General features: G+C 56.4%; 24 protein-coding genes and 1 pseudogene. 11 read left to right on the top strand and 14 right to left on the bottom strand.

What is annotated here, in order from left to right:
* The first annotated feature begins 241 nt into the window (after nt 1-241).
* From CU100_RS11375 to CU100_RS11355, 5 genes are all read left to right on the top strand, one after another.
* The gene (locus CU100_RS11375; protein ID WP_106717234.1) at nt 242-709 is read left to right on the top strand and encodes an Hsp20 family protein; all 468 of its coding nucleotides are present in this window, start codon (nt 242-244) and stop codon (nt 707-709) included.
* Nucleotides 710-791: 82 nt separating this feature from the next.
* Nucleotides 792-1,295, top strand: coding sequence for an Hsp20/alpha crystallin family protein (locus CU100_RS11370; protein ID WP_106716680.1), 504 nt, complete (start codon nt 792-794; stop codon nt 1,293-1,295).
* A 106-nt stretch (nt 1,296-1,401) separates the two neighbouring features.
* Nucleotides 1,402-1,707, top strand: coding sequence for a DUF982 domain-containing protein (locus CU100_RS11365; protein ID WP_106716679.1), 306 nt, complete (start codon nt 1,402-1,404; stop codon nt 1,705-1,707).
* 13 nt (nt 1,708-1,720) lie between these two features.
* Nucleotides 1,721-2,062 carry a hypothetical protein gene (locus tag CU100_RS11360; RefSeq protein WP_245418990.1) on the top strand — a complete coding sequence of 114 codons (342 nt, stop codon included), beginning with the start codon at nt 1,721-1,723 and terminating at the stop codon, nt 2,060-2,062.
* Nucleotides 2,063-2,156: 94 nt separating this feature from the next.
* Nucleotides 2,157-2,798 (top strand): dihydrofolate reductase family protein, encoded by a 642-nt coding sequence (locus tag CU100_RS11355; protein WP_106717233.1) that lies wholly within the window; start codon nt 2,157-2,159, stop codon nt 2,796-2,798.
* Nucleotides 2,799-2,830: 32 nt separating this feature from the next.
* Here CU100_RS11355 and CU100_RS11350 read toward each other — a convergent pair.
* The 11 genes and pseudogenes from CU100_RS11350 to lov form a co-directional block, all read right to left on the bottom strand.
* Nucleotides 2,831-4,625: pseudogene (locus tag CU100_RS11350) on the bottom strand (chloride channel protein).
* A gap of 113 nt (nt 4,626-4,738) precedes the next feature.
* Entirely contained in the window at nt 4,739-4,861 is a 123-nt protein-coding gene (locus CU100_RS27490; RefSeq protein ID WP_280951597.1) for a hypothetical protein, read from the bottom strand.
* Nucleotides 4,862-5,010: 149 nt separating this feature from the next.
* Entirely contained in the window at nt 5,011-5,250 is a 240-nt protein-coding gene (locus CU100_RS11345) for a tautomerase family protein (RefSeq protein WP_106716678.1), read from the bottom strand.
* Nucleotides 5,251-5,261: 11 nt separating this feature from the next.
* A complete protein-coding gene (locus CU100_RS11340; RefSeq protein WP_106716677.1) occupies nt 5,262-5,972 on the bottom strand; it encodes an SDR family NAD(P)-dependent oxidoreductase in 711 nt (236 codons plus the stop codon).
* A 153-nt stretch (nt 5,973-6,125) separates the two neighbouring features.
* On the bottom strand, nt 6,126-6,713 hold the full coding sequence (locus CU100_RS11335; protein ID WP_106716676.1) for a VOC family protein: 588 nt from the start codon (nt 6,711-6,713) through the stop codon (nt 6,126-6,128).
* A gap of 277 nt (nt 6,714-6,990) precedes the next feature.
* Nucleotides 6,991-7,593, bottom strand: a complete 603-nt coding sequence (locus tag CU100_RS11330; protein WP_106716675.1) for a diguanylate cyclase — start codon at nt 7,591-7,593, stop codon at nt 6,991-6,993.
* An 18-nt stretch (nt 7,594-7,611) separates the two neighbouring features.
* Nucleotides 7,612-7,866, bottom strand: a complete 255-nt coding sequence (locus tag CU100_RS11325) for a DUF982 domain-containing protein (protein WP_106716674.1) — start codon at nt 7,864-7,866, stop codon at nt 7,612-7,614.
* Between the two features lie 161 nt (nt 7,867-8,027).
* Nucleotides 8,028-8,630 carry a general stress protein gene (locus CU100_RS11320; RefSeq protein ID WP_106716673.1) on the bottom strand — a complete coding sequence of 201 codons (603 nt, stop codon included), beginning with the start codon at nt 8,628-8,630 and terminating at the stop codon, nt 8,028-8,030.
* A gap of 28 nt (nt 8,631-8,658) precedes the next feature.
* Nucleotides 8,659-8,979, bottom strand: a complete 321-nt coding sequence (locus tag CU100_RS11315; RefSeq protein ID WP_106716672.1) for a hypothetical protein — start codon at nt 8,977-8,979, stop codon at nt 8,659-8,661.
* A gap of 255 nt (nt 8,980-9,234) precedes the next feature.
* Nucleotides 9,235-9,534 carry a DUF982 domain-containing protein gene (locus CU100_RS11310; RefSeq protein ID WP_170113800.1) on the bottom strand — a complete coding sequence of 100 codons (300 nt, stop codon included), beginning with the start codon at nt 9,532-9,534 and terminating at the stop codon, nt 9,235-9,237.
* Between the two features lie 190 nt (nt 9,535-9,724).
* On the bottom strand, nt 9,725-10,762 hold the full coding sequence (gene lov / locus CU100_RS11305) for a blue-light-activated histidine kinase (RefSeq protein WP_106716670.1): 1,038 nt from the start codon (nt 10,760-10,762) through the stop codon (nt 9,725-9,727).
* A gap of 211 nt (nt 10,763-10,973) precedes the next feature.
* On the opposite strand from lov, the gene CU100_RS26845 reads away from it, so the two are divergent.
* The 6 genes from CU100_RS26845 to CU100_RS11280 all read left to right on the top strand — a co-directional run bounded on the left by CU100_RS26845 (nt 10,974) and on the right by CU100_RS11280 (nt 19,831).
* Nucleotides 10,974-11,126 (top strand): hypothetical protein, encoded by a 153-nt coding sequence (locus CU100_RS26845; RefSeq protein WP_170113799.1) that lies wholly within the window; start codon nt 10,974-10,976, stop codon nt 11,124-11,126.
* 391 nt (nt 11,127-11,517) lie between these two features.
* Nucleotides 11,518-13,848, top strand: a complete 2,331-nt coding sequence (gene glf / locus CU100_RS11300; RefSeq protein ID WP_106716669.1) for a UDP-galactopyranose mutase — start codon at nt 11,518-11,520, stop codon at nt 13,846-13,848.
* A gap of 2 nt (nt 13,849-13,850) precedes the next feature.
* Complete coding sequence (locus CU100_RS11295) at nt 13,851-15,881, top strand: Rossmann-fold NAD(P)-binding domain-containing protein (RefSeq protein WP_210280563.1); 2,031 nt, start codon at nt 13,851-13,853, stop codon at nt 15,879-15,881.
* 127 nt (nt 15,882-16,008) lie between these two features.
* The gene (locus CU100_RS11290) at nt 16,009-17,136 is read left to right on the top strand and encodes a beta-glucosidase (protein WP_106716668.1); all 1,128 of its coding nucleotides are present in this window, start codon (nt 16,009-16,011) and stop codon (nt 17,134-17,136) included.
* Nucleotides 17,137-17,164: 28 nt separating this feature from the next.
* A complete protein-coding gene (locus CU100_RS11285; protein ID WP_245418989.1) occupies nt 17,165-18,979 on the top strand; it encodes an ABC transporter ATP-binding protein in 1,815 nt (604 codons plus the stop codon).
* A gap of 141 nt (nt 18,980-19,120) precedes the next feature.
* On the top strand, nt 19,121-19,831 hold the full coding sequence (locus CU100_RS11280; RefSeq protein WP_106716667.1) for a DUF2161 domain-containing phosphodiesterase: 711 nt from the start codon (nt 19,121-19,123) through the stop codon (nt 19,829-19,831).
* A 43-nt stretch (nt 19,832-19,874) separates the two neighbouring features.
* On the opposite strand, the gene CU100_RS11275 is transcribed toward CU100_RS11280, so the two are convergent.
* The 3 genes from CU100_RS11275 to CU100_RS11265 are packed head-to-tail and all read right to left on the bottom strand — an operon-like array spanning nt 19,875 to nt 23,455.
* Nucleotides 19,875-20,858, bottom strand: a complete 984-nt coding sequence (locus CU100_RS11275; protein WP_106716666.1) for an ABC transporter permease — start codon at nt 20,856-20,858, stop codon at nt 19,875-19,877.
* A gap of 24 nt (nt 20,859-20,882) precedes the next feature.
* Nucleotides 20,883-22,469 (bottom strand): sugar ABC transporter ATP-binding protein, encoded by a 1,587-nt coding sequence (locus CU100_RS11270; protein ID WP_106716665.1) that lies wholly within the window; start codon nt 22,467-22,469, stop codon nt 20,883-20,885.
* 26 nt (nt 22,470-22,495) lie between these two features.
* Nucleotides 22,496-23,455, bottom strand: a complete 960-nt coding sequence (locus CU100_RS11265; protein WP_106716664.1) for a sugar-binding protein — start codon at nt 23,453-23,455, stop codon at nt 22,496-22,498.
* Nucleotides 23,456-23,590 lie beyond the last annotated feature (135 nt).

Here is a 23,590-nt window from a genome sequence, read left to right as displayed (position 1 = left end):
ACTTCAATCGCAACGTTTTACATTGAGCCCCCGGGCATTTGGGACGAAACTGCGGCGCCCTTTTCTTGGTTCCGAAACCAAAAGACGCATGTCCAAAAATTTTTCGGCGCAACTCTTGACGCAGATAATCGACAAACCAAATAATTTGTTGCCGAAAGCCCATAGAGGATTCGGCCAGTCAGGGGGCGCCGGCTCTTTGGCACTCTCTGGCGTTCATATTGCTCACAAGGAGGATATGGCCATGAGGACAAACTTCGATTTCTCTCCCCTGTTCCGGTCAAGTATCGGCTTTGACCGAATGATCGACTTGCTTGAAAGCGCAAGCCGCGTAGACGCCGCCGACAACTTCCCGCCCTACGACATCGCCAAATTGGGCGAGGACGACTATCGCATCAGCATGGCGCTGGCGGGTTTCGGTCAAGACGAGATCGACATCACCCTTGAACGCAACATGCTGATGGTCAGCGGACAAAAGTCCGGCGAGGAAAGCGGACAATATCTGCACCACGGCATCGCCGGGCGTTCGTTCCAGCGCCGGTTCGAGCTTGCCGACCACGTCAAGGTAGCAGGTGCGAAGCTCGAGAACGGCATGCTGACGATCGAGCTCAAGCGCGAAATCCCCGAAGAGATGAAGCCACGCCGGATCGAGATTGCCGGCGCCGGCAAGGGGAAGCCAACGCAGATCGAGGCGGAAAAGCACGCCGCCTGAAGCCATGAGCGTCCAGGAGTTCCGGTGCCGGACGTAGATCGGCACCGGAAGTGCTACCACACGATCCAGAGGAGATAGGACAATGAGTGTAAAGGATCTGATCCCATGGGGGCGGAGCAACCAAACTCCATCCCTCTATAAAGACGATGTACGAGACCCGTTCCTGTCATTGCACAGGGAAGTCAATCGGCTGTTCGACGACGTCTTCCGTGGCTTCGACAGCCAACTTCCAACCTTCGGCGGATTTGGCTCCCGGGGTGCCGGCTGGCCAAAGGTCGAAGTGTCTGATGGAGAAAAGGAGCTAAAGATCACTGCCGAGGTGCCTGGCCTCGAACAGAAGGACATCGAGGTTCTTCTTACCGACGGCGTGCTGACGTTGCGAGGTGAAAAGCGCGCCGAAACCGAGGACAGAGATCGCAAGTTCTCCGAGCGCTACTATGGCCAATTCGAGCGGAGAATACCGCTCGGGTACGAGGTTGACGAGAACGGCGTAAATGCCCGCTTCAACAATGGCTTGCTTACGGTGACTCTGCCGAAAACGGAAAGAGCGCAATCGCAGGTCAAGCGCATTGCCATCAACAGCTGAGGGAACGCGGGCGAGGGCTTGTGCATTTGCACAGCCCTCGGCGCGCTCCGTGCTCGGTGTAGGGGCAGCCGCTGCCTTCTGGTTAAAGTTCAGGGAAGGAGAACCAATGAAAGTACATATGTTCAGAAAGCCCGTTCATATCGTTGCCGGACTCGGGTACCCGGCACGGATCTCAACGGTCCTGGATGCCTATTCGTTTCTCAACGATTGGACGCAGCCTCGCCCCAACGCGTTGCATTCACTGGCGCTGACCGCTTGCCGGGCGGCCTTTGCGGGTGAGATCGACGCCGAGACTGCCCGGGATGCCTTCGTTGCCTTCGCCCGTAAAAATGACCTTCTGGCACCCGATGTGACTGCTGCCATTGCGTCCAATGCCCTCAAGACGCCGGGCAATGCACCAAGGGCAAGTTGAACGGAGGACCGCCATGGATCTAATGCCTCCGACGATTGCTTTTCGGAACGACAATCCATTCATCGATCGCCTGCTGAATCCATCGCAGCATTTCGCTCGTCCTGAGGATATCCTCCGCGATGGCACGCTGGATCTCCAGGAAAAACGCGCCATCCTCGCCTCTTGGGCGTCAGATGCATGTGCTGTGGAGTCGATGCCGGCGTTGCGCCAGCCGCCGGGCACATCGCAACCGGTCAGCTTCGACGCCATAATGAACGCGCTGCGCCATCTGGACGCCGTAGCTGGCGAAGTAGTGGCAAACGAACGGGAGGGAGACTGGCCCCAGGAAGCCTTTGGACATTTGCAGCTTCGGTGAACAGAACGCGATCTACAGTGAGATTGCGGCCCGTGTCTTCACTACCGGCGATTATGCGGTTAAAAGTCGCAAGTCGCAGGCGGGAGGAGTTGTCGTGTCGAAGGTGAAAGTAGCGGGTTTTTCGATTTCCATTGACGGTTTCGGCGCTGGGCCAGACCAGAGCCTGAATGATCCCTTGGGCAAAGGGGGCATGGAACTGCATCGTTGGTTTTTCGGCACGCGGACGATGAACGCCATGATGGGCAAAGCCGGAGGAACGCAGGGCATAGACGAGAGCTACGCGAGCCGCGCCATGGCTGGGATGGGCGCATTCATTCTCGGGCGCAACATGTTTGGACCCATCCGCGGGGACTGGCCTGACGAGTCGTGGAAGGGCTGGTGGGGCGATAATCCGCCTTATCATACACCGACTTTCATCCTCACTCATTACCCGCGCGAGCCAATTCCCATGGAGGGCGGCACGACCTTCTACTTCGTCACCGATGGCATCGAGGCCGCACTCGACAAAGCCAGGAAAGTGGCGGGCAGTAAGGATATCAGGATTGGCGGGGGTGTGAGTACCGTGCGCCAATATTTGCAGGCGGGACTGGTTGACGAGCTGCATTTTGCCGTGGCACCGATAATCCTCGGACGCGGGGAAGCGATGTTTGACGGTATCGATCTGCCCGCTCTGGGCTTTCAGGTGGTCGAACATGTTGCAACCGAGTTTGCAACCCATGTCGTGTTGGCCAAATAGAAGAGGGGCAAGAGGCGTTGCAGACCTAGACGTCAGATTTCGCCCGCCGCACTACGGCGCTGGCGATCAAGCTCTTCGCTGTAGCGGCGAAGCGTATGACTCTCGGTAAGCAGTCCCACAACACGCCGTTCGATAAAGTCATTGACTACGGCCAAGGCTTCGCTTTCCGTCTCGTCGAACAGACGAGCAGCTTGCTTGGCGTTCATCTCCGGCTGGAGGAAGTCGTTCTGGTACCGGATCAGGTCCGTGATCAATTTATCTTCGTCTGAATTCTCCGTAACTCCCGCGTGAGCTTCGGGAACCAGAACAATTCCGACATATTTGCCATTGTCGTCAAGGATGATCACACGCTGGCTGGAGCCGAGCGGAAAATCTTGGCGGAACTGCTTGACGGACGTGTGGACAGATGCTGTCCGCACATCCGCACGCATCAGTTTTCCGACGGTTAAATTGCGTATCCAGGCCAACGTCATGCGCGCTGCGGATGCTTTCACCCCTGAGGTGAAAGCGCCAGGTGGCGAATGAATAACCGAAGGTGTTGCGTACCGTCACTGACGCAGTGATTACGGCGGCCAGAACGAGGACCATGATCGGAAAGTCGCCGGTAATCTCAAGTGCCAAAAACGTCATCGTCAGCGGGCCGCCAATAACCGATACGGCGAGCGCACTCATTCCCACAAGAGCGTAGGTAACCGGTGTAAAGGTTGTGTGGGCGAATACCAAAGTCGCAAAGAAGGCGAATAGCTTGCCAAGGAGCGCGCCCATGAAAAGTGAACCAAAAAACAGACCACCCCTGAAGCCAGAACCGATCGATATGGCAGACGCCAAGGCCTTCAGGAGCAGTATGCCAAGCACCGCCATCATCGTGCCCTGTTGGTCGAGATTGAGATGCAGTGCGCCATGACCACCGGAAAGGACCTGCGGAGTGACGAGCGCAAGACCGCCAACAAGCGCACCTCCGATAAGGGGCCGCAAATAGGGTGGAATGAAGCTTTTCCGCGCCGTCTCCTCAACGAAGGCGACACCCTTCATGAGGAGAATGCCTGCGCCGGCGCACAAAAACCCGAGCATCAGAGCGGGAATATAATCTGCTGGAATGACAGAGCCGAAATTGCCGATTTCGATGAGGAAATTGTCGGCTGCGAATGCCCTCGCAACGAGGTTGGATATCAGTGCAGCTACAATAACAGGTGCAAGGCTGACGATCGCATATGAGCCGATGATAAGCTCGAACGCATAGAAGGAACCGGTCAGTGGCGCATTGAAAGCGGCTGCAATCGCGCCAGACGCACCGCATCCCACAAGAATTCGAAGATCTGCTCTGCGCAGTTGCAGCAACAATCCGATCTTCGATGCGAAACCTGAAGCGAGCTGGGTATACCCAGCTTCAAGGCCTACAGATGCGCCAAACCCATTGGATATGAGATTTTGAGCGGCGACGATCAAACTGTCATTGAGCGATAATCGGCCGCCATGCAGGGCGTTGGCCTCGATCGGATCCACCATCGGCTTCTTGCGGTAACGCGTCAGCACGAACAGCAGCAATCCGAGGACAGCTCCGCCAGCTATGGGTGCGAGAAACAGAAGGGTCCAGTCTGCTGCCGCTATGGACGACAGTCGCACTCCATCGTCCAGCTGGAATATGCTTCGATGCATCGCCTGCGAGATCAGGCTCATGCCGGTTACGACGCACCCGGAAACGACACCGACCACTGCGGCAGCGAATATGAGACCGAGTTCACTGCTGCGGGCGAACGCCCTCAGACGGGATGGCTCAAGAAATATCGAAAAGACACCAAGGCGGCGTATTATGAATTTGCGGGACATGCTGCACTGGTCTTGCGGGATTGCTTGATGCAGCAAGAGTTATACGCATCGGCGCATGCCGTCAAAATCCTATGACGTTCGCCGGGAAACTTTCGTTTGATCTGACCGGGATTTCACCACAGGTAGCCCCCGACCTGAGCCGCCAGCATAAGCCATCCGAAAAAGACAGCGATCGAGATCGATACGGCCAGTTTGCTCGGGCGGCCTTCGGGATCGTCATCGAAGTCAATTTGCATCGGATCAACTCCCTCGAATGATCTGACGTCGTGCCCCCGAAGGGGCGCCACCAACAGGACTTAAACAAGGTCATTAAGACTTTATCCGAATGCGTTCAATGGTGTGTCTGGCGGTGGACAGTAACGCCGGGGCCCCGGCCACAATCCGATTAGAGATCGCCGCCTTTAGCGATCTTCTTTCGGTATTCCGGGACGGGCAGGCCGCCCCAACCCCAATTCTCCAGTTCAACCTCCTCGATGACAACGAAGGTGGACGCAAGAGGCTTGTTGAGGACGTCAAGCAACAACTGGCTGACCCCCGCGATCAAGGATGCTTTCTCCTCGCGCGTCGCGCGATCGCGGCCCGAACCAGACCCTTCCCGTGTTATTTTTATTGTGACGATGGGCATTGGATATCTCCTTAATGACCTGCGCTCTGGCCGCCGTCTACATGCAGGATCTCGCCCGTGACAAACGGTGCGGACTCCAGATAGAGGACTGCTTCGACGACGTCGCGAATGTTCCCCATTCGCTTGACCGGGTGAATTCCTGAGAGAAACGCGTGCGTCTCGACAGGATGCATCGGGGTACTGATCACGCCGGGCGAGACGGCGTTTACCCGTATTCCCCGCGTCGCATACTCTATGGCGAGAGACTTGGTTGCCGAGTTGATGCCGCCCTTGGTCAGATTGGCGAGTACCGAGGGAAGACCATCAATAGGCTGATCGGTCAAGCTCGTCGTGATGCTGACAACGTGTCCCGAGCCTTGCTTGAGCATCTCGGGTACGACGCGTTGCGTGATGTAGAAGAAGCCTGCGACGTTTGTCGCAATCTTCGACGCGAAGTCCTCGACGGTGTACTCGGTGAAGGGCTTGGCGATGAAAATACCCGCATTGTTGACGAGCGTGTCGATCCGGCCATAGCGCGCTATTGTCTCGCGCACGATACGTCCGGCCGTTTCAGGGTCGCTGATATCGCCTGCAATAGAAATGATATCGTCGTCAGCACCGGGCTTTATCGACCGCGAGGTTGCTACAACCCGGTAGCCGCGCTCGCGGTATGCCCCTACCAGTCCGGCACCAATTCCTTGCGATCCGCCGGTGATGATCGCGACTTTGCGTTCGTTATTCATAACAGACACTCCATGATAACCAAGGGCGAGCGGAATTGCTGCCGATGTTCAGCACCAAGGCGGGCATGACCCTGCCTTCACGGTATTCAATGAATTTTTCTGCCCCTGCCGAACTTCCCGTTCAGCGCCTCTGACGTTTGATCCGGCGAGCTTTCAGGATGGCAATTCCTCGCCGGCCTGTTCGCGGACAATGTATTCGGCATACCAATCAGGCCAGTTCTCGTCATGCTGACCGCCAGCGCGTTTCTCGTGCTCGCCGTGTGCCGCCGCAGCACGGCGCAATGCCGATGCAAGGTCACTCGATGATTTGAACGCAGTGCTGCCGGGATCTACACGACCGGGCAACCTGGTGGTCACTTCCTGCAGGAGCCAGCTATTGTTGTCCGGATCGGTGAAGGAAGCGTAAGACGCGTAACTGCGCCGCTGCGGATCGGGACCCTCGACCTTGTCTGGCCCATCTCCGGGATGGAACACTTCACTAACGTTCACGCCACGCTCGACGAGCTCCGCGCGCGCCGCATCGATGTCCGATACCACGAGGAACAAGTTCGGCTGGACACCAAGATGTATCGAGCAAGGCGAGCCCGGGGGTGTAAGCTGGACGGCGCGGGACCCGTCGCCCCGGACGAAATCTGCATCCAACCTCCAACCCAGGCTTTCATAAAAACGCTTGGATCGATCGACATCCGAAACGGGGATAACGGCCACTTCGAGTTTCAGATCTGCTTGTGCATGCCTCATGATAACTCTCCTTCATGCTGGACGAACTCAAGTCCGGTTGCGGATTCTCTTCGGGCCAAACAAACTGCTTTGGGAGATCGTCATATTCGCAATGAGGACGGCCCCGACACCATGATCCTAGGTGCCGGTGGTCGTGCAGTCGACTTAAGCAATGTTGGGGAACCTGAAATTTCCTGAAAAGCCGCGGCGGCTCACCTGAGGCAACATGCGATCATGTTTGCAAGGAGCTAACCTTCAGCACGGACCTGAGATGTTCGTTGTAATTGGCCTTGCAGGCTCAGCGCAGGTTGGTATTTCCAGGCGCCGCCTTGCGCGCCTTGGGTGGAACCAACCGGCCCCGATTGGCGCGCCATCCGCGCACGAACTCCTCGATATAGGGCAACAATTCGAAGAGCACGATGACAACCATGACCGAGGCAATGTAAGCAACGGGCAGCGGTTCCGGCTTCCAGACCAGATTGAACCGAGCAGTCTCGGGTCCCAGCCCGAACAGGGCAAGGAACTGGTTCCAGTGCAGGGACACGATACACAGGATTCCCATGAGCGGAATCATTTCCAGGAAGCTGTGCACGTGTTGTTCCAGAGGCGTCACCGTCCTCGCACTTGTCGCGTACCTGACGTCCCACATGGCCGTCGCCTCGTGAACGAAGAAAGCGATGATCATCACGGCGATGATCAAGGCGTTCACCTCGAGAAACATCGCCGCAAGCAGCGGGACCCCGACCTCCGCGAACATCAGGAGGTGGATCAGTGATTCCTTGGCTCCCGTGGTGGTTTCGATATGGGAGGCACGATGGCATAGCCAGTCCGCGAAACCGGCGACCAGCCAGACCGGCAGAATAAAATACATGAGGATGAGAACTGTCGGATCTGACAACATGGATTTTCCCGGAGCGGATCAGGGGGTTCGTTCTTTTATATAAAGGCCAGCTTCCTGCGTGGCAGCCACGAATGCTCTGCGCGCTGCCTCCACGCTCTGCCTGCCATCGAGCGCCTCCAGGCATGCCCGTTCTGCAGCATTGAACTTTCCGGCTTTGTCGCGCGGCCAATGACGCCGCATAAACTCGAGCGCATCTTCCACCGAAGCAACCGTCAAGATACGGCCGGCATTGGCTGTGTCGACATTCACATGCTGGAACACGCGTTTGGTCATGAACAGGGAACGCGACCCACCGCTGTATGTTCCAAGGTGCGGATTCCTGAGGACTGCACCGTGTCGATGGAGAAACAAGCCCTCCGAACGCGGGTTAGCGGGTTGAAATCTGAATTAGCCTGCGCAGCCGACTTCAGCTGCGCAGGCTCCGTGAAATCCGCTTAAAGCGGACGGTACATTCTGGCGCGATCACGTTCGCGTACTATTTCTTCCTCGGTAAGATCGGGGCTATCCGCGTCGAAGCGTTCCCAACCTTCCTCTCGATACATTGCCCGGCGTGAATCTATGTCAACCGGCCGTTTCTCGTTGAGAATTGAGCGGGCGAGGTCGGCTTGATCGTTATCCACTCGCGCCGAGACCAGCGTACTGCCCCGGCGAACGCCTTCCGCATAAACATGGGCTTCATCTTCATCCACTCCGGCATTCGTCAGAGAGCCGATAAGCCCACCGGCAGCACCGCCTGCCACTGCACCTGCCGCAGCACCGGCCGCAGTCGCTGCGAGCCAACCGGCGGCAACGACCGGACCTATACCCGGGATCGCAAGCATGCCGAGACCTGCCAAAAGGCCTCCCGTTCCGCCGACAACAGCGCCGATACCTGCACCCGCGGCGGCTCCTTCACCGGCATTGCTCTCGGTTTCAACACCGTCATGGTCGCGCCCAACGATACTGATATCCGATGACGATATCCCGGCATCCTCCAGGGCGGTCACGGCAGCACGTGCGTCAGAATAGTCGTCGTAAAGTCCAGTAATCGTTTGCATTGTCAAACCTCCAATTTTTTATTGTTCTTTATTTCGCCGCTTCCGTGATGTTTCCCTGATAGTCCAACTTTACCTCGAACGACTTCCCGGACTTCATCGCTGTACCGGTCCAGATGCCGTCTTCACCTTTGGTGAGAGCCGAGACATCGGTGTAGCCCTTCGCCTCGATCCGTTCTTTGGCCTGTGCCTCGGTAAAGCTATTGGCGCCTGCTACCGGAGCGGCGGGATTTTGGGTATCAGGGGTGGCAACCGCCGGGGTTTGGGGATCGGTGGACGGCTTCGCCGCTTCTTGTGCATGTGCCGTGGCGATCACGCTCGAGGCAGCAAGAGCAAATAGTAGACGTTTCATTTAGTGTTCTCCCAAAGCAGGATTTCTGTTGCTCAACGGGAGATCAACCCATTCGGCACGATTAAGGTTCCGGAGTCGAAGCAAAAGACCTGAACGTCAGGCAGAGGATCCTGTAAGCGCAAGACGGCTTCCTGTCCTGTGCGGAGATATGGTGGCCGGACGCCAAACTTTTGTCGGTTCAGCGCGGAAGGCAGACGCGGTTAACTCGTCGGCTTACAATTCTGGAATGGGACAGCGGGCAACTCGTGATGCAGGTCAAAGCCGCTTTTCTTCGACGTAGATACCGGCCTCTTTGACAGCCTCGATGAAGGCATCCCTGCACTCCGTGCAAGTGATCTTGCCGTCCAGTGCGTCCAAGCAAGCTTGTTTCGCAAGTTTGAACTTCTCACCCTGCCCAGGCCAACGTTCGATCAGCCACAACGCAGCTTCACCGACAGACTCGACCTTCTTTGTATTGCCCGCCTCGTCTGTCATTACGGTCACATGCGGAAAAGGAAGATTTTTGCGCGTGTCAGGCGAAGCTGGGTCAATAGCTGCAATCGTTTCCGTACTCATGCTGTACATCCTTCTTACGGGACTTCTGACAATGTTCAGTTTGTCACTTCGAGCCTGAACACCAAGTGAACAGCACCAAAAGGTCGCGATCGACGTCACGGACTTGATCCAGGCGTTGGCGCAAACGAAATGCTACGATCCGTGCGTTCGCAAGTCATTCACCAGAACACTGGGGCGAATCATCGATTCTTCAGACGCAGCTCACGAGGGGTAGAATGATTTCGATCACCAGCCCTTCCGGGTTCCAGACGCGTTGCAGCTCGCCCTGAAGTTGCTTTTCAATGATGGCACCGACCATGATCGTGCCAAATCCAGGCCTGCGATCAGTGGAAGGGGCAGGTCCGCCGACTTCTTCCCACAGAAGTTTGAAGCCGTTTCGTGCCGGAACACCGTGCCATTGAATCCGCAGCTGGCCTGAATGGCTACTCAAAGAACCATGCACAGCCGCGTTGACAGCCAATTCATGAAACACCAGGGCGAGGGGCTGAACAACAGGAGCCGGAACCAGAATGTCCGGACCCTCCAAGGTGACTTGATCCACGTCAAAGGGTTTTACTTGCCGGCTGATAATCTCAGAGAGCGCTACCTCCCGCCAGCCTGTTTCTGCAAGCAGGGCATGGGCAAACGAGAGTGCCTGGACGCGCCGCTGTACCGAGGCGGCATAAAGTGCCGCGTCATCCGACTTACTCAAGCGGACAATGCCGTCGACAATGGCGAGTACATTCCTGGCCCTGTGATCGACCTCCTTGAGCAACCGGTGTTCCGCCGCCTCAAGCTCTTGGACCTTGCGGTATTCGGTAACGTCGATCTGCGAGCCAAAATAGTATTGCAGTTGACCATCATCGTCATAGATGGGGCTGAGATGAAGCTGATTCCAAAAGCTCGAGCCGTCCTTGCGGTAGTTCAAGAGCTCTATATCCAATTCGCGTTCCGCTCTCAGGGTGGCGCGAATCTGAGCGATGGCAGCGGGTGAAGTACCCTTGCCCTGAAGAATTCGGCAATTCTGTCCCAGAATTTCGTCTGCGTTATATCCTGTCAGCGCGAGGAAGGAGTGATTGGCCAATACGATGGGATGATCCGGCTCGCAGGCATCCGTTATCACCAGCGGCATTCTCGTCCGCTCAAATGCGGCCGCCGCGAGTTCCTTTCGATCCAGGAAGCCTTGTTGGGAAGACGCGGCGGGATCATCTCCGTGTAGCTTTGGCGATGGGCGCTTACTGTCTGACATTGAACTCTCTCGAACTGGCGTTGGTCAGGATGAACGCTTCTGAACCGCAGATAGTTTCAGCCTACGAAGGCTGATAGTTGGCATCGAGAAAAGATCGCGGCTCGCGCGCGGAAATCATCGGATTGCGTTGATTCAAATTGGTGAGTTGTCTAGCCTTGGGCGCTGTGGAGCGGGGTTCAATCGACACAATCCAAGGCGGATGGGAGCAATCATGAGAAAGCTATTCCTGATGATAGGCCTGGTCATATTGCCGGGATGCGCGTCGAACGGAACTCCGACCCCGCTGATCTTTTGCGATCGCCCTGCTGACATCAATGCTCGCGTGTTCACCAATTGCACGCCTAGAGTGGATGACAGGGTCTAGTGGCGGCCTGACATTGTTCGAGCACGGTCGAGAAATGTAGCTGATCGATTCGTCTCGAACTCTGCCTTTCATCCCGCGCGCTTTCGTCCAAGCGACACTTGAATTTGACGTCTGCCATGCGCCTCACAGAGCGGCTTCGGGTGCGTCCAAAAGGCTATTGTCATCTTGCAACGGAAATATCTTGCAACTGGCGCGGGAACCAATTGACAGAACCTAGGTTTGGACGACGAAACGCCAGATTAAGTCTTCTCTATTCTTCGTTTCAAGTGTGACGCGCGGCGGAAAGCTTCGCCGGCGCAAAGGAATATTCGTGCGACTTCGGAAGGAGTTCCGCTGACGCAGCAACCGAGAGCTAATTTGGGCAGCGCCTGAACAGGAGTATTGTCAACACATGCGTATAACATTCGACCATGGCGCGCTGAAGGAAGCGGCATCCTCTGAATTTCTCTTCTGTTTTTCACATTTGCGATGGAATTTTGTATATCAGCGACCGCAGCATCTCATAAGTAGAGCCGCACGTTCTCGTACCGTCTACTTCATGGAAGAGCCGCAGTTCAGCGAAGCAATCGTGCCGCATCTGGAAACCCAGACCACCCCGGAGGGCGTGACCGTGCTTGTTCCGAAGTTGCCGCTTGGTGCGAGCGACATGGATATCATCAAAATGCAGCGTTCCCTGCTGGATGAACTTCTGGCAAGCTTGCCCTCTGGTCGGATGATCCTTTGGTACTACACACCCATGGCGCTGCCGTTCAGCCGCCACATCAGCGCCGATCTTTGTGTCTACGACAACATGGATGAGCTGTCGGCTTTTCGGGGCGCGTCATCGCAAATGATAGAACTCGAACGTGAATTGTTTCGCCGGGCGGGTGTCGTTTTTACAGGTGGACAGTCCTTGTACGAATCCAAGAGGGAACGTCATGCGAATATCCACTGCTTCCCCAGCAGTATAGATGTGTCGCATTTTGCAAGAGCACGCTCATGCGCTGACACCCGGCAGTCCGATCTGCTGACCAGCCTGGGATTTTTTGGCGTCATCGACGAAAGGATGAATCTCGAGCTCATCGCTGAAGCCGCGGACTTGCGGCCGCAGTGGCAGTTCATGATGGTCGGGCCCGTGGTCAAGATTGACCCGCAGTCTCTACCGCAACGCCCAAATGTGCATTGGTTGGGCGAAATGAATTATGCTGATTTGCCGGAGTTCTTGGCGGGTGTCGACATCGGTATCATGCCTTTTGCTCTCAATGAATCGACCCGGTTCATCAGCCCCACCAAGACGCCGGAGTTCTTGGCGGCAGGGCTGCCCGTAATATCAACCAGGATCAACGATGTCGTTCGCCCCTATGGCGAGATGGGCCTAGTGGAGATCATCGAGAACGCCCGCGAATTGGTGGATCGCGCCGAGATGCTGTTAACCGGGCAAAAAGAAGACCGGCTGCAGAAAGTAGACGCATTTCTGTCTACCATGTCCTGGGACGCCACCTGGCGCGATATGAACGCGCTGATGCAGCAGGCAATGAAACGTTCGGTACGTCCGTCGCGAAAGCTTGGAATTGCCCGGCGTGCATCATTCGACTGGCTCATTGTAGGAGCTGGCTTTGCGGGCAGTTGCCTTGCCGAGAGGTTGGCAAGCCAGCGTGGGGACAAGGTCCTGCTTATCGACAAACGACCGCACATAGCCGGCAACGCTTATGATCGCTACGACACGGCAGGATTGCTCATTCATCAATACGGGCCGCATATTTTCCACACCAACTCGCAACAGGTGTTCAATTATCTTTCCCTGTTTACGCAGTGGCGGCCATACGAGCACAGGGTGCTTGCCGAAGTCGACAAAATGCTGCTGCCGATCCCAATCAACCTTGACACGATCAACAGGCTCTACGGCCTTGATCTGTCATCGGAAGAAGTCGAGGCCTGGCTGCAGGCGCGGGCCGAGCCAGTAGCGAATGTCAGGACATCGGAAGACGTGGTTGTCAACAGAGTTGGCCGCGAACTCTATGAGAAGTTCTTTCGCGGCTACACCCGCAAACAGTGGGGTGTGGATCCGAGCGAACTGGATAAATCCGTGACTGCCCGGGTTCCGACGAGAACCAATCGGGACGATCGTTATTTCGAAGACAAGTTCCAGTTCATGCCCGCGGGTGGTTACACGCGCATGTTCGAACGTATGCTCGACCATCCGAAAATCAAGATCATGTTGCAGACGAATTTCAAGGAGATCGAAGGGAAGATCAGGTATCGCAGGCTCATTTATACGGGCCCCATCGACGAGTACTATGATTTTCGTTTTGGCAGGCTGCCTTATCGTTCGCTGCGTTTTGAGCACCTCACGCTCGACGAAGAATGGCATCAACCGGTTGCTGTCATCAATTACCCAATGGAACACAACTTCACGCGTGTGACGGAATACAAGCATTTAACCGGACAGATCAGTCCCCGCACCAGCTTGACCTACGAGTATCCATCTGATGTAGGCGATCCCTATTATCCAGTGCCAAGGCCAGAAAATGCCGAATTGTACAAGAAATACGAGGCGCTTGCCCGCGCAGACACAAGTGTACGCTTCGTCGGCCGTCTCGCAACTTATCGCTACTATAATATGGATCAGGTCGTGGGGCAGGCTCTGGCAACGTTTCGCCGTATCGACGCAGAAATTCCAAGGACGAGCATGCAAAGCCGAGACCGCCCAACCGAGATTGTATCAGAATTGCATGCGGTGTGACGATGCCGATCGAACTCGCTGACAGGCCGCAGCTTTGGGGCGGGGTGGAATGCAGCATAGTGCGTATCCGCAACCGCTGGCGGGACCAATCGGTGGAAACAGGCCACCGGGAGAGACTGGACGATCTGGAATCCATTTCCCGATTGGGCATTGAGACTTTGCGATACCCAGTCTTGTGGGAAAGCGTGGCACCGCGGACGCCCCATGACATGGACTTCGGCTGGCATGACGGGCGGCTGCATAAACTCAGGCAGCTGCGAATAGAGCCGATAGCGGGACTGGTACATCATGGGAGCGGGCCGCGCTACACCAACCTGCTCGATCCAGCCTTTCCAGATCTGCTGGCGGCTTACGCAGGCGAGGTGGCAGCGCGTTATCCCTGGATCAACCGGTTCACCCCCATCAACGAACCATTGACGACGGCTAGGTTCAGCTGCCTATACGGACACTGGTATCCGCACCGTCGCTCGACGGGCGATTTCGCAAGAGCTTTGATCAACCAATGCCGCGGGATCGTCCTTGCGATGCGTGCCATCCGCGCGATCAATCCCGATGCAACACTTGTGCAAACCGAGGACCTCGGAAAGGCATTCAGCACGCCGCTTCTGCGGTATCAGGCAGACTATGAAAATGAACGGCGATGGCTGACATTCGATCTATTGCTGGGCCAAGTAGACAGGACGCACCCCTGGTACAAGGTTTTCCTTGACCATGGCATCGCTGAAAAGGAACTCCTGTTCTTTGTCGACGAACCGTGTGCACCCGAAATACTGGGTATCAATCATTATCTGACGAGTGAGCGTTTCCTCGAACACAGGCGCGCCAATCGCCCGCCGGGTCATCGCATGAGTGGGAACGGGCGGCACCGGTATGCGGATCTTGAGGCCGTCCGCACGTCGCTGCCCTCCGGCTCGACTGGCCCCGAAGCTCGTTTGCGTGAAGTGTGGGCGCGCTATCGACGGCCAACTGCCATCACAGAGACCCACCATGGATCAACGCGCGATGAACAGTTGCGATGGCTCGCGGAGATGTGGAACGCAGCGACAGCACTTCGCGCCGAAGGCAAAGACATACGGGCCGTTTCCGTCTGGGCACTTTTCGGAGTGATGGACTGGAACAGCCTTCTGGTAAGGCGCAATGGCTGCTATGAGGCTGGCGCCTTCGATATCCGTTCACCGATCCCCCGGCTGACTGCGGTGGGACATTCGGTAAGGAAGATTGCTGCGGAAGGCTCCTTCGATCATCCGGTTCTGGATACGCCTGGGTGGTGGCATAGTGAGCACCGATTCTATGCGCCTCGCAGCTTGGGAGCCGCAAGCAAGGTAGCGTTGCCCCGCTCGATTGTTGTCGTTGGCGCCTCCGGCAGGGTCGCCGATGCGTTCAGGGAAACCGCAAATCTTCGTGGGTTGGCGCATACTGTCATACCTGGTCCACTCGCGGGCAAAGACCTGGAGCGTCACCTGAATGGAAACCGGGTTTGGGCGATCGTCGACCTTAGCGGACTGACACAGCCTTCGGCTGACAGCCCGGGTAGTCCAAATCGCGCTGCGGCCGGGCAGGGTCTGCCACAGCTCAGCTTCACGCAGGACAAGGAATTTCCGGCAGGCCCTCACTGCTTGCGGATACAAACTGGCCGGTTATTCGGTCCTTGGGAACGCGAAAATTTTATCGTGCGTGTGCTGAAGGAGCTAACCGCCGGCCGTCAAATCGCGCTGAGCCCTGCAAATATGGTCTCCGCCACTTACATTCCAGACCTGTTCAATGCGGCGCTTGATCTCCTGATCGACGGCGCGCGTGGTGCCTGGTGCCTTGTCAACTCCAACGACCTATCCTGGTTTGACTTTGGCCAGATCATTGCAAGAAGTGCGGGTTTGGATCCCGCTCTCGTCGGGCCGGAACTCACAGCAGTGCCGGAAGATCGCGATCCTGGACAACCGGAATGCGCGCTCATGCCAACTTTGACGAATGCGCTTTGGCGCTTCCTCCGGGATAGCGAAGTCACGTGGCGGCCATCACAACTGGCAGCGGAATAAACTCTCGGGAGCGGAGCGGCGCGATGCTGTTCGATATTCACCAAAGCTTACCTCAAGAGCCGATCAGGGCCGCAGCTGGTTTACCCGAACAAGCAGAAACGGCTGCCCAACGCTGGACGGAGGGAAATTGACGAACGCTGTTTTTAAAAGTTTCTTCCTCGCCGGCTTCGAGTGTTCGACCCACCGCCGGCCGGACGGCAGACGGCTGGACCTGCTCGCGGCAACAGACCACTACCGTAGGGCTGAGACTGATTATCGCCAGCTTGCCGACCATGGGGTGCACACCGCACGTGACGGACTTCGTTGGCATCTGATCGAAACCAGGCCGGGTCATTATGATTGGTCCAGCTTCCTGCCGATGCTCAAGGCCGCCAACCGATCCGGCACACAGGTAATCTGGGACCTGTGTCACTACGGCTGGCCGGATGACATCGACATATGGTCTCCTGCCTTCGTCGAGCGCTTTGCGCGGTTTGCGGCCGCAGCAGCTCAATTGATCCGCAACGAGAGTGATGATGTCGCCCTCTATTGCCCGGTCAATGAGATTTCCTACTGGGCTTGGGCCGGAGGGGAGACAGGACGGATCAATCCTTGTTCCTTCGGGAGGGGAAACGAGCTGAAACGGAACCTGGTGCGGGCTGCGATTGCCAGCATCGAGGCAATTCGCGATGTTGATCCGGGTGCACGATTCATAACCGCCGAGCCACTGATCCACGTCGACAGCCCGTCGCCCGAACCGGAACATGTCGTCGAGGCGGAGTGCTACCGTCTTTCCCAGTTTGAAGCTCTCGACCTGCTGTCGGGCCGCATCGATCCGGGCCTGGGTGGCAGCCCGGAATATCTGGACCTGGTCGGGGTGAATTTTTACCCCGACAACCAATGGTACCTTGAAGGGCCTACGATTCCGCTCGGGCACCACGCCTACAGGCGGCTCTCCACCATGTTACAGGAAGTCTACCATCGATATGGCCGCCCCCTTCTTATTGCGGAAACAGGCGCGGAAGGTTCGGCGCGTGCAGCGTGGCTCCACTACGTATCCTCGGAAGTTCAGCACGCCCAAAGAAGACAGACACAGATCACGGGCATTTGCCTATACCCCATCCTTGACTATCCGGGGTGGGACAATGATCGCCTGTGCCGGGTCGGCCTGTTGGGGGATGTAACGCAATGCGGTCTTCGCAAGGTCTCACAGGCCACTGCCGCCGAGCTTCGGCGTCAGACCACCCTGATTGACGCTCATGCCCGCCAGGGGTGACGTCCGCAATATGTAGAAAGTCCAAGTCATGCTGTTCGCCAGACTGCAGGCGCAAAGCAAACAGGCAGATCCAATGGTTCGTCGCCAGCCGCCGTTCCACCGTGGAGCATGGGCCTTTGTCTGGCACTATGTCCTCGGCAGAAGGGTGCAATTCACGGCTTTGATATCGATGGTCTTGGGCGCCGCCGGATGCGCCATCTCCATCCAGTACGTCATGAAGCTCCTCGTGGACGCAATGGCTGGTCCGCAGGAAGGAAATGGCGTCTGGATAGCGCTTTCGATCTTCATTGCACTGATTGCCGTCGAAAGTCTCTTGTGGCGCTTCAGCGGTTGGCTTGGTTGCCGCGTTACGATCGCGATAGGTGTGGACATGCGGCTCGACCTGTTTGGATATCTGAACGGACAGCCCATGCGGTATTTCGCCGAAAACCTTGCGGGGTCCCTCGGTCAGAGGCTGACCTCCACTGCAGGAAATTTCGGCGCATTGGCCAACACCATTGTGTGGCGGGTCCTACCGCCATGCGTAGATTTCGTCGGTGCGCTGATCATTTTCTATACAGTGGATTTGCATATGATGCTGGCACTGGCCGCGGCTGTCCTTGTCATAATGATCGGTCTGCTCATCTTCGGGGAGCGCGGCCGTTACCTGCACCGGGCCTACGCGGCAGAAGCGACTCGCGCAGGCGGCGACCTTATCGACGTCATCTCCAACATGTGGTCGGTAAAAGCCTTCTCGGCTAGACTGCGCGAACGGGAACGGCTTGCCAGGCACTTTGCAACGGAAGCGGCTGCACAGCGAGCCAGCTGGATGTATACCGAAAAGGCTCGTCTGCTGCATGATATTGCATTGTGGCTCATGGCCGGCGGCATGCTTGTGTGGGCGGTAAGCCTGTGGAGCGAACGGCAAATTTCCCCCGGTGACGTCGTCGTTGTAAGCGCCCTCACATTTCGGATCCTGCATGGCTCGCGCGACTTGGCCCTCTCGTTGGTCGATACTGTCCAGAATCTCGGCTTTATCGAGGACACGTTAGGCGTCATAGGCCAGCCGCAGACAGTTCGTGATCTTCCAGGGGCGCCCCGACTTATCGCTTATGCGGGCGCCGTGTCTTTCCGCGATGTGCACTTCGGCTACGGTCGTGACAGTGAAGCCATAAAGGGCCTCAGCCTGGAAATCCCTGCCGGGCAGAAAATCGGGATCGTCGGCCCATCAGGCGCTGGAAAGTCAACCTTCGTCCACCTCTTGCAGCGCCTCTATGATGTGCAGGAGGGACAAATCCTGATTGACGGTCAGGCAATCGAAACAACCGCCCAGGACTCGTTGCGTGAGGCCCTGGCGGTAGTGCCGCAGGAGATCACGCTCTTCCATAGAACAATAATGGAAAACATCCGGTTTGGACGGCCCGATGCCACCGATGAGGAAGTCTTTTCAGCTGCCCGCGCTGCACATTGCGATGGCTTTATCAGAAGGCTTGGCGAGGGTTACGACAGCTTGGTGGGAGAGCGGGGAATCAAGCTGTCGGGGGGACAGCGCCAGCGCATCGGCATTGCCCGCGCGTTCCTGAAGACTGCACCTATCATCATTCTCGACGAGGCGACGTCGGCCCTCGATACAGAGGCGGAAATGGAGATTCAGCGAGCTGTCGTTACGGTCATGAGCAACCGCACCGTCATCGCTGTGGCACATCGTCTCTCAACCCTGGCATCCTTCGACCGGATCATAGTCATCAATGAGGGCCGAATTATCGAGGACGGTTCCGTATCCGAACTGCGCACCAAAGGTGGAATGTTCGACAGAATGTGGCGGCTGCAGGCTGAGGGACTGAGTGTCGACGAAGCTGTGTAGAGTCTCTGAGCCAAACACTTACCCCAAGCGTTTTCACCGGTGCTTCGTGTTGGCACACTACGCATCGCAAGGTGGAGCGGTAGCCGCAATTCCCGTATGAGTGTAGTTTCGTTCAAACGATTCTCAGTTTGATCCGAACACATGGAAACGTCGCTCTATTTACCGGTGAAAGGCTTTCTTGAACAGGCAGGCTACGTCGTCAAGGGCGAGGTTGGCGGCTGCGATCTTGTCGGCCTCAGTGATGACGATCCGCCTGTCGTGGTCGTCTGCGAGCTCAAATTGAGTTTTAATCTGGAGCTCATTTTGCAGGCGGTCGATCGGGCGAACATTTCAGACGAGGTCTGGATCGCTGCCAGGATATCGTCCAGTGGCAAAGGCCGTGAAGCCGATAAGCGTTACCGCAATCTCTGCCGCAGGCTCGGCTTTGGCATGCTGGGTGTTTCAGATGCCGGCGCGGTGAGCGTCATCGTTGGTTCCGTATCACCAATGCCGCGGACCGATTCAAAACGTCGATCGAGGCTTATGCGCGAACACAAGAAACGACGCGGAGATCCTGTGCTTGGTGGCAGCAGCCGCACGCCTATCATGACGGCCTATAGACAGCAGGCGCTCGCCTGTGCTGCAACTCTGGCGGCAGGACCGCTGCGGGTGCGTGATGTCAGAACCAACATACCGGACGCGGGCAAGATATTGCTTGCAAATGTCTACGGCTGGTTCGAGCGGCTCGACAGGGGTGTCTACGCTTTGACGGACGCTGGAGTGGTCGCGCTGCAACGATGGCCGCAATCCCTTGTGCAAGGGGACAGTTGTCAGGATTCCTTGCTGCCGTCGGCAGAGACGTCTCTGGCTTGAACTTCGCCACAGCTGGCACCTGGCTCCTGCCGGCCAGTCAGTTCTAATTTGATGGTGTAAAATGCGCGGCCTTGCTTAGTCGGCGTCTCGCCCGGAAAACATCCCACTGTTGGTCGACCAGTACACCAATAAGGATCACACCTCCCATAACCGCAAAATTCAGCGACGATGGAATACCGAGAAGGTTGACCAGATTTTGCAGCTCTTGCAGCAGAATAGTTCCGAGAATCACGCCGAAGATCGACCCTTCACCGCCACGCAGCGAAAAGCCGCCGAGCACAGCAGCTGCGATTGCATAGAGCTCATAGAAATTACCGTGGCTGGCAGGAGAAATCGACCTTGTATACATTGCGAAGTAGATCGCCGAGAGAGCCGTCAAAACACCGCAGATGACGTAGGCGGCCATCACCATTCGGCCTGTCCTGATCCCAGAATATCTTGCCGCCTCTTCATTCTTGCCTATGGCGTAGAGATAGCGCCCGAAGACTGAACGGTGCAACACGACCCAGGTTACGCCCATGATAATCAGAAGGGCGATGAAACTGTTCGGTATTCCATAGGTGCGGCCGGCTGTAAGAAATTCGAGCGTGGGGAAGTTTTGGCCAAAACCAAATCCGGCAGTTCCGTCCGCAGTATAGAACCGGGCGATGCCTCGATAAATCAACAGGCCGCACAGGGTCACCACGAATGGCTGGAGATTCAGACGCGTGATCAGCCAGCCATGGGCCAAACCAATCAGTCCGCCCAAAACGAGGATGAGCATGAAAGCCAATGGCCAATCCATGCCGAGATTGGCAATCAAATCGACGAATAGTACCCCGAGCAGCGCGATCAATGAACCGACCGAAAGCTCGATGCCGCCGGTTATGATAACAAACGCTTGTCCTATGGAAAGAATACCGAAGAGGCCGATCAAGTTGGCTGTATTGGCGAGATTGATGGGTAGCAAGAAGCGGGGATTTATCATCGCAACGATGGCTCCCACGACGACTATAAGGATCAACAATCCAGCATCTTTTTTGTTCATCGTGATCTCCCAAGCCCATGGCAGCTATCTTGCGGATTTGCCCACTGCGAGCAAAAGCACGTTTTCTTGGTCTAACTGGTCCTTCATCAGAATTCCGGAAATTTGTCCTTCGTGCATCACCGCGACGCGGTCCGAAACACTGATTACCTCTTCCATGTCGCTCGAAATCATGAGTACCGCCACACCGGCATCGGCGAGGGCATGCATGAGACGATAAATTTCTGCCTTGGCGCCAATGTCGATACCGCGCGTCGGTTCATCGAAGATCATGATTTTGGGCTGCATCGCCAACCATTTTGCCAGTACGACTTTTTGTTGATTGCCGCCTGACAATGTTCCAACACGGGTCGCTATCGATGGAGCCTTGATACCAAGGCTGCTGCGCTGCGTTTCGGCAGTTGCGTTCTCGCTTGCAGCCGAAACGATGAAGTTGCTCGCGTGCGCCGGAAGGTTGGGTAATGAAATGTTCTGTGCGATTGCGAAGTCGAGAAGAATACCGGCCAGCTTCCGGTCTTCGGGTATAAGAAAAATACCTGCAGCCACCGCATCCGCGGAAGAACCAGGCATTATAGGTTTGCCATCGAGATGCAGTTCTCCGCCAAAGCTCCGGTCGATGCCGAAAACAACACGGGCAAACTCGGTTCTACCCGATCCTACGAGCCCGGCAAGCCCGAGAATCTCGCCATGCAGCACATCCAGATCAACGGTTCGATGAGGATAGGCCGTGGTCCGGATGCCCCTTGCAGATAGCGCGACGCTACCCGCGTCGCGGGATGACGTACTGGTACGAGCCTTTAGTGCTCGTCCGATCATCAGCTTCACCATCTGGTCGTGATTGATGGCGTCGTTGGTTAATGTGCCCGCCAGCATTCCATCTCGAAGTACAATAACCCGATCGGCGACACGTTCCACCTCATGCAGTCTGTGTGAGATGAAGATGACGCTGATACCGTCCGCCTTCAGACCCCTTATTACGCTAAGCAGTTTCTCGGTTTCGGCGGTGGGGAGGCTTGACGTGGGTTCGTCCAGGATAACGAGCCTTGCCTTGATCGAGAGCGCCTTGGCAATCTCCACCATCTGTTGCTGAGCCAGTGACAGTTTCGACACGGGGGTGTCCGCTTTAAAATTCGCGCCGACCCGTTCGACGAGCGGTACGACCATTTTGCGCAGCTTGGCACGATCTACGAGTTTCAGAGGGCCGCCGCGCAGGGGCTCTCTGCCAAGGAAGATATTGGCTGCCACGTCAAGGTTGTCAAAAAGGTTCAGTTCCTGATGGACGAAGGCTATGCCGGCTTCCAGACTGTGTTTGACTGTAAGACGATCATGATCCGTGCCGTCAATTCTGATGGTGCCGCTATCGGGCGCCGCCACACCACCAAGGATTTTCATCAGCGTCGATTTACCGGCGCCGTTCTCGCCAACGATGCCGATTACTTCGCCTTGTGTGACTTCGATGGAGAATCCATCCAGTGCCACGACGCCGGGATAAGTCTTCCGCACGTCATGCAGGCTTAGAAAATGTGCCTGATGACGTGCGTCAGAAGGTACCTCGAACGAAATGGCTTCGTTCTGGTTAGCGCCACCTATTGCGGTGAAACCATTGCCGGTCATAGCGTCAAGCTTTGTTCAATGGCCGCTTAGTTCCCGGCCATCTTTTTCAGATTGGCAGCGTAAGCATCGACATCGTCCTTGCCAACAATCACGGTATCGATGATCAGCAATTTGTTTTCAGGGATGCTCGACTTGTCGCCCTTGAGGTAAGCAGCCATCATCTTCATTCCCTGATAAGCCCATTCGAACGGCTGCTGCACCACTGTTGCGGCGACGGTGCCCTCTTTCACGCCGCCCAACGTGATTGGATCGTCGTCAAACCCGACCACGGTGATCTGACCCAGTTTACCTGCATCACGCAAAGCTTCGTAGATGCGAGGTGTATTGTACGAGTAGAAACCAACCATGCAGGTTACATCCGGGCTCGCGACCAACGCGTCTTCGACGTTCTTTTTGGCACGCGTCTGGTCTATGTCATCTCCACGAACATCCACCAGCTCGATTTTTGTACCAGCCAGACCGTCCTTCATGCCCTGAATCCGTTCCCTGGCGTTATCGGCGCCGAGCAGCCCGACAAATCCAAGGCACTTTCCGCCCTCAGGCATGGCTTTCTTTGCGATTTCCGCTGCCTGTTTGCCTGCATCCACATTCGATGAACCGATATAGGCGATGCGATTGGTCTGAGGCGCGTCGCTATCCGTGGTGAAGAGGGCTGTTTCGGACGCGATCTTGTTGAGACCGTCGGTGGACGTCTTCGGATCTACGGCTGACACCATAATGCCCTTGACGCCGGCAGTTACGAGATCATCCATCAGCCGTTGCTGGATGGCCACCGAGGATTGCTCGGGATATTTGAGCTCCAGGTTGTAGTCGGGCAATTCGGCTTGTGCCTTCTTGACACCCGCTTCTGCAGCCTTCCAGAAGTCAGATGCGCCGTTCACCACAAAGGCCAGCGTCGGCTTATCAGCGGCATAGGCAACAATTGGCATCGACGCGCCAAGCATCAACGCAGCGCAAAGTGCAGCAATAGATATTGCGGATTTCATGTCTAACCTCCCATTTGGCTCAACGTATTCGCTGGTCCAGGTTGTCAATCCGTTATCGACGCCGGGCCACCTCCTATGATCACCGGCAACGGATGAACGGTGTTCCACCATTCAGCCCTGAGACTTTAATGAGCA

It is taken from the genome of Phyllobacterium endophyticum (assembly GCF_003010935.1).
Classification (GTDB): Bacteria; Pseudomonadota; Alphaproteobacteria; order Rhizobiales; family Rhizobiaceae; genus Phyllobacterium; species Phyllobacterium endophyticum.
This window is presented reverse-complemented; position numbering and strand designations above follow the sequence as displayed.

Bases quoted from the DNA above. Each gene is read 5' to 3' on its own strand.
- CU100_RS11375 (WP_106717234.1), top strand. From the start codon at position 242: ATGAGGACAAACTTCGATTTCTCTCCCCTGTTCCGGTCAAGTATCGGC.
- CU100_RS11370 (WP_106716680.1), top strand. From the start codon at position 792: ATGAGTGTAAAGGATCTGATCCCATGGGGGCGGAGCAACCAAACTCCA.
- CU100_RS11365 (WP_106716679.1), top strand. From the start codon at position 1,402: ATGAAAGTACATATGTTCAGAAAGCCCGTTCATATCGTTGCCGGACTC.
- CU100_RS11360 (WP_245418990.1), top strand. From the start codon at position 1,721: ATGGATCTAATGCCTCCGACGATTGCTTTTCGGAACGACAATCCATTC.
- CU100_RS27490 (WP_280951597.1), bottom strand. From the start codon at position 4,861: ATGCAAATTGACTTCGATGACGATCCCGAAGGCCGCCCGAGCAAACTG.
- CU100_RS11345 (WP_106716678.1), bottom strand. From the start codon at position 5,250: ATGCCCATCGTCACAATAAAAATAACACGGGAAGGGTCTGGTTCGGGC.
- CU100_RS11340 (WP_106716677.1), bottom strand. From the start codon at position 5,972: ATGAATAACGAACGCAAAGTCGCGATCATCACCGGCGGATCGCAAGGA.
- CU100_RS11335 (WP_106716676.1), bottom strand. From the start codon at position 6,713: ATGAGGCATGCACAAGCAGATCTGAAACTCGAAGTGGCCGTTATCCCC.
- CU100_RS11330 (WP_106716675.1), bottom strand. From the start codon at position 7,593: ATGTTGTCAGATCCGACAGTTCTCATCCTCATGTATTTTATTCTGCCG.
- CU100_RS11325 (WP_106716674.1), bottom strand. From the start codon at position 7,866: ATGACCAAACGCGTGTTCCAGCATGTGAATGTCGACACAGCCAATGCC.
- CU100_RS11320 (WP_106716673.1), bottom strand. From the start codon at position 8,630: ATGCAAACGATTACTGGACTTTACGACGACTATTCTGACGCACGTGCT.
- CU100_RS11315 (WP_106716672.1), bottom strand. From the start codon at position 8,979: ATGAAACGTCTACTATTTGCTCTTGCTGCCTCGAGCGTGATCGCCACG.
- CU100_RS11310 (WP_170113800.1), bottom strand. From the start codon at position 9,534: ATGAGTACGGAAACGATTGCAGCTATTGACCCAGCTTCGCCTGACACG.
- lov (WP_106716670.1), bottom strand. From the start codon at position 10,762: ATGTCAGACAGTAAGCGCCCATCGCCAAAGCTACACGGAGATGATCCC.
- CU100_RS26845 (WP_170113799.1), top strand. From the start codon at position 10,974: ATGAGAAAGCTATTCCTGATGATAGGCCTGGTCATATTGCCGGGATGC.
- glf (WP_106716669.1), top strand. From the start codon at position 11,518: ATGCGTATAACATTCGACCATGGCGCGCTGAAGGAAGCGGCATCCTCT.
- CU100_RS11295 (WP_210280563.1), top strand. From the start codon at position 13,851: ATGCCGATCGAACTCGCTGACAGGCCGCAGCTTTGGGGCGGGGTGGAA.
- CU100_RS11285 (WP_245418989.1), top strand. From the start codon at position 17,165: ATGCTGTTCGCCAGACTGCAGGCGCAAAGCAAACAGGCAGATCCAATG.
- CU100_RS11280 (WP_106716667.1), top strand. From the start codon at position 19,121: ATGGAAACGTCGCTCTATTTACCGGTGAAAGGCTTTCTTGAACAGGCA.
- CU100_RS11275 (WP_106716666.1), bottom strand. From the start codon at position 20,858: ATGAACAAAAAAGATGCTGGATTGTTGATCCTTATAGTCGTCGTGGGA.
- CU100_RS11270 (WP_106716665.1), bottom strand. From the start codon at position 22,469: ATGACCGGCAATGGTTTCACCGCAATAGGTGGCGCTAACCAGAACGAA.
- CU100_RS11265 (WP_106716664.1), bottom strand. From the start codon at position 23,455: ATGAAATCCGCAATATCTATTGCTGCACTTTGCGCTGCGTTGATGCTT.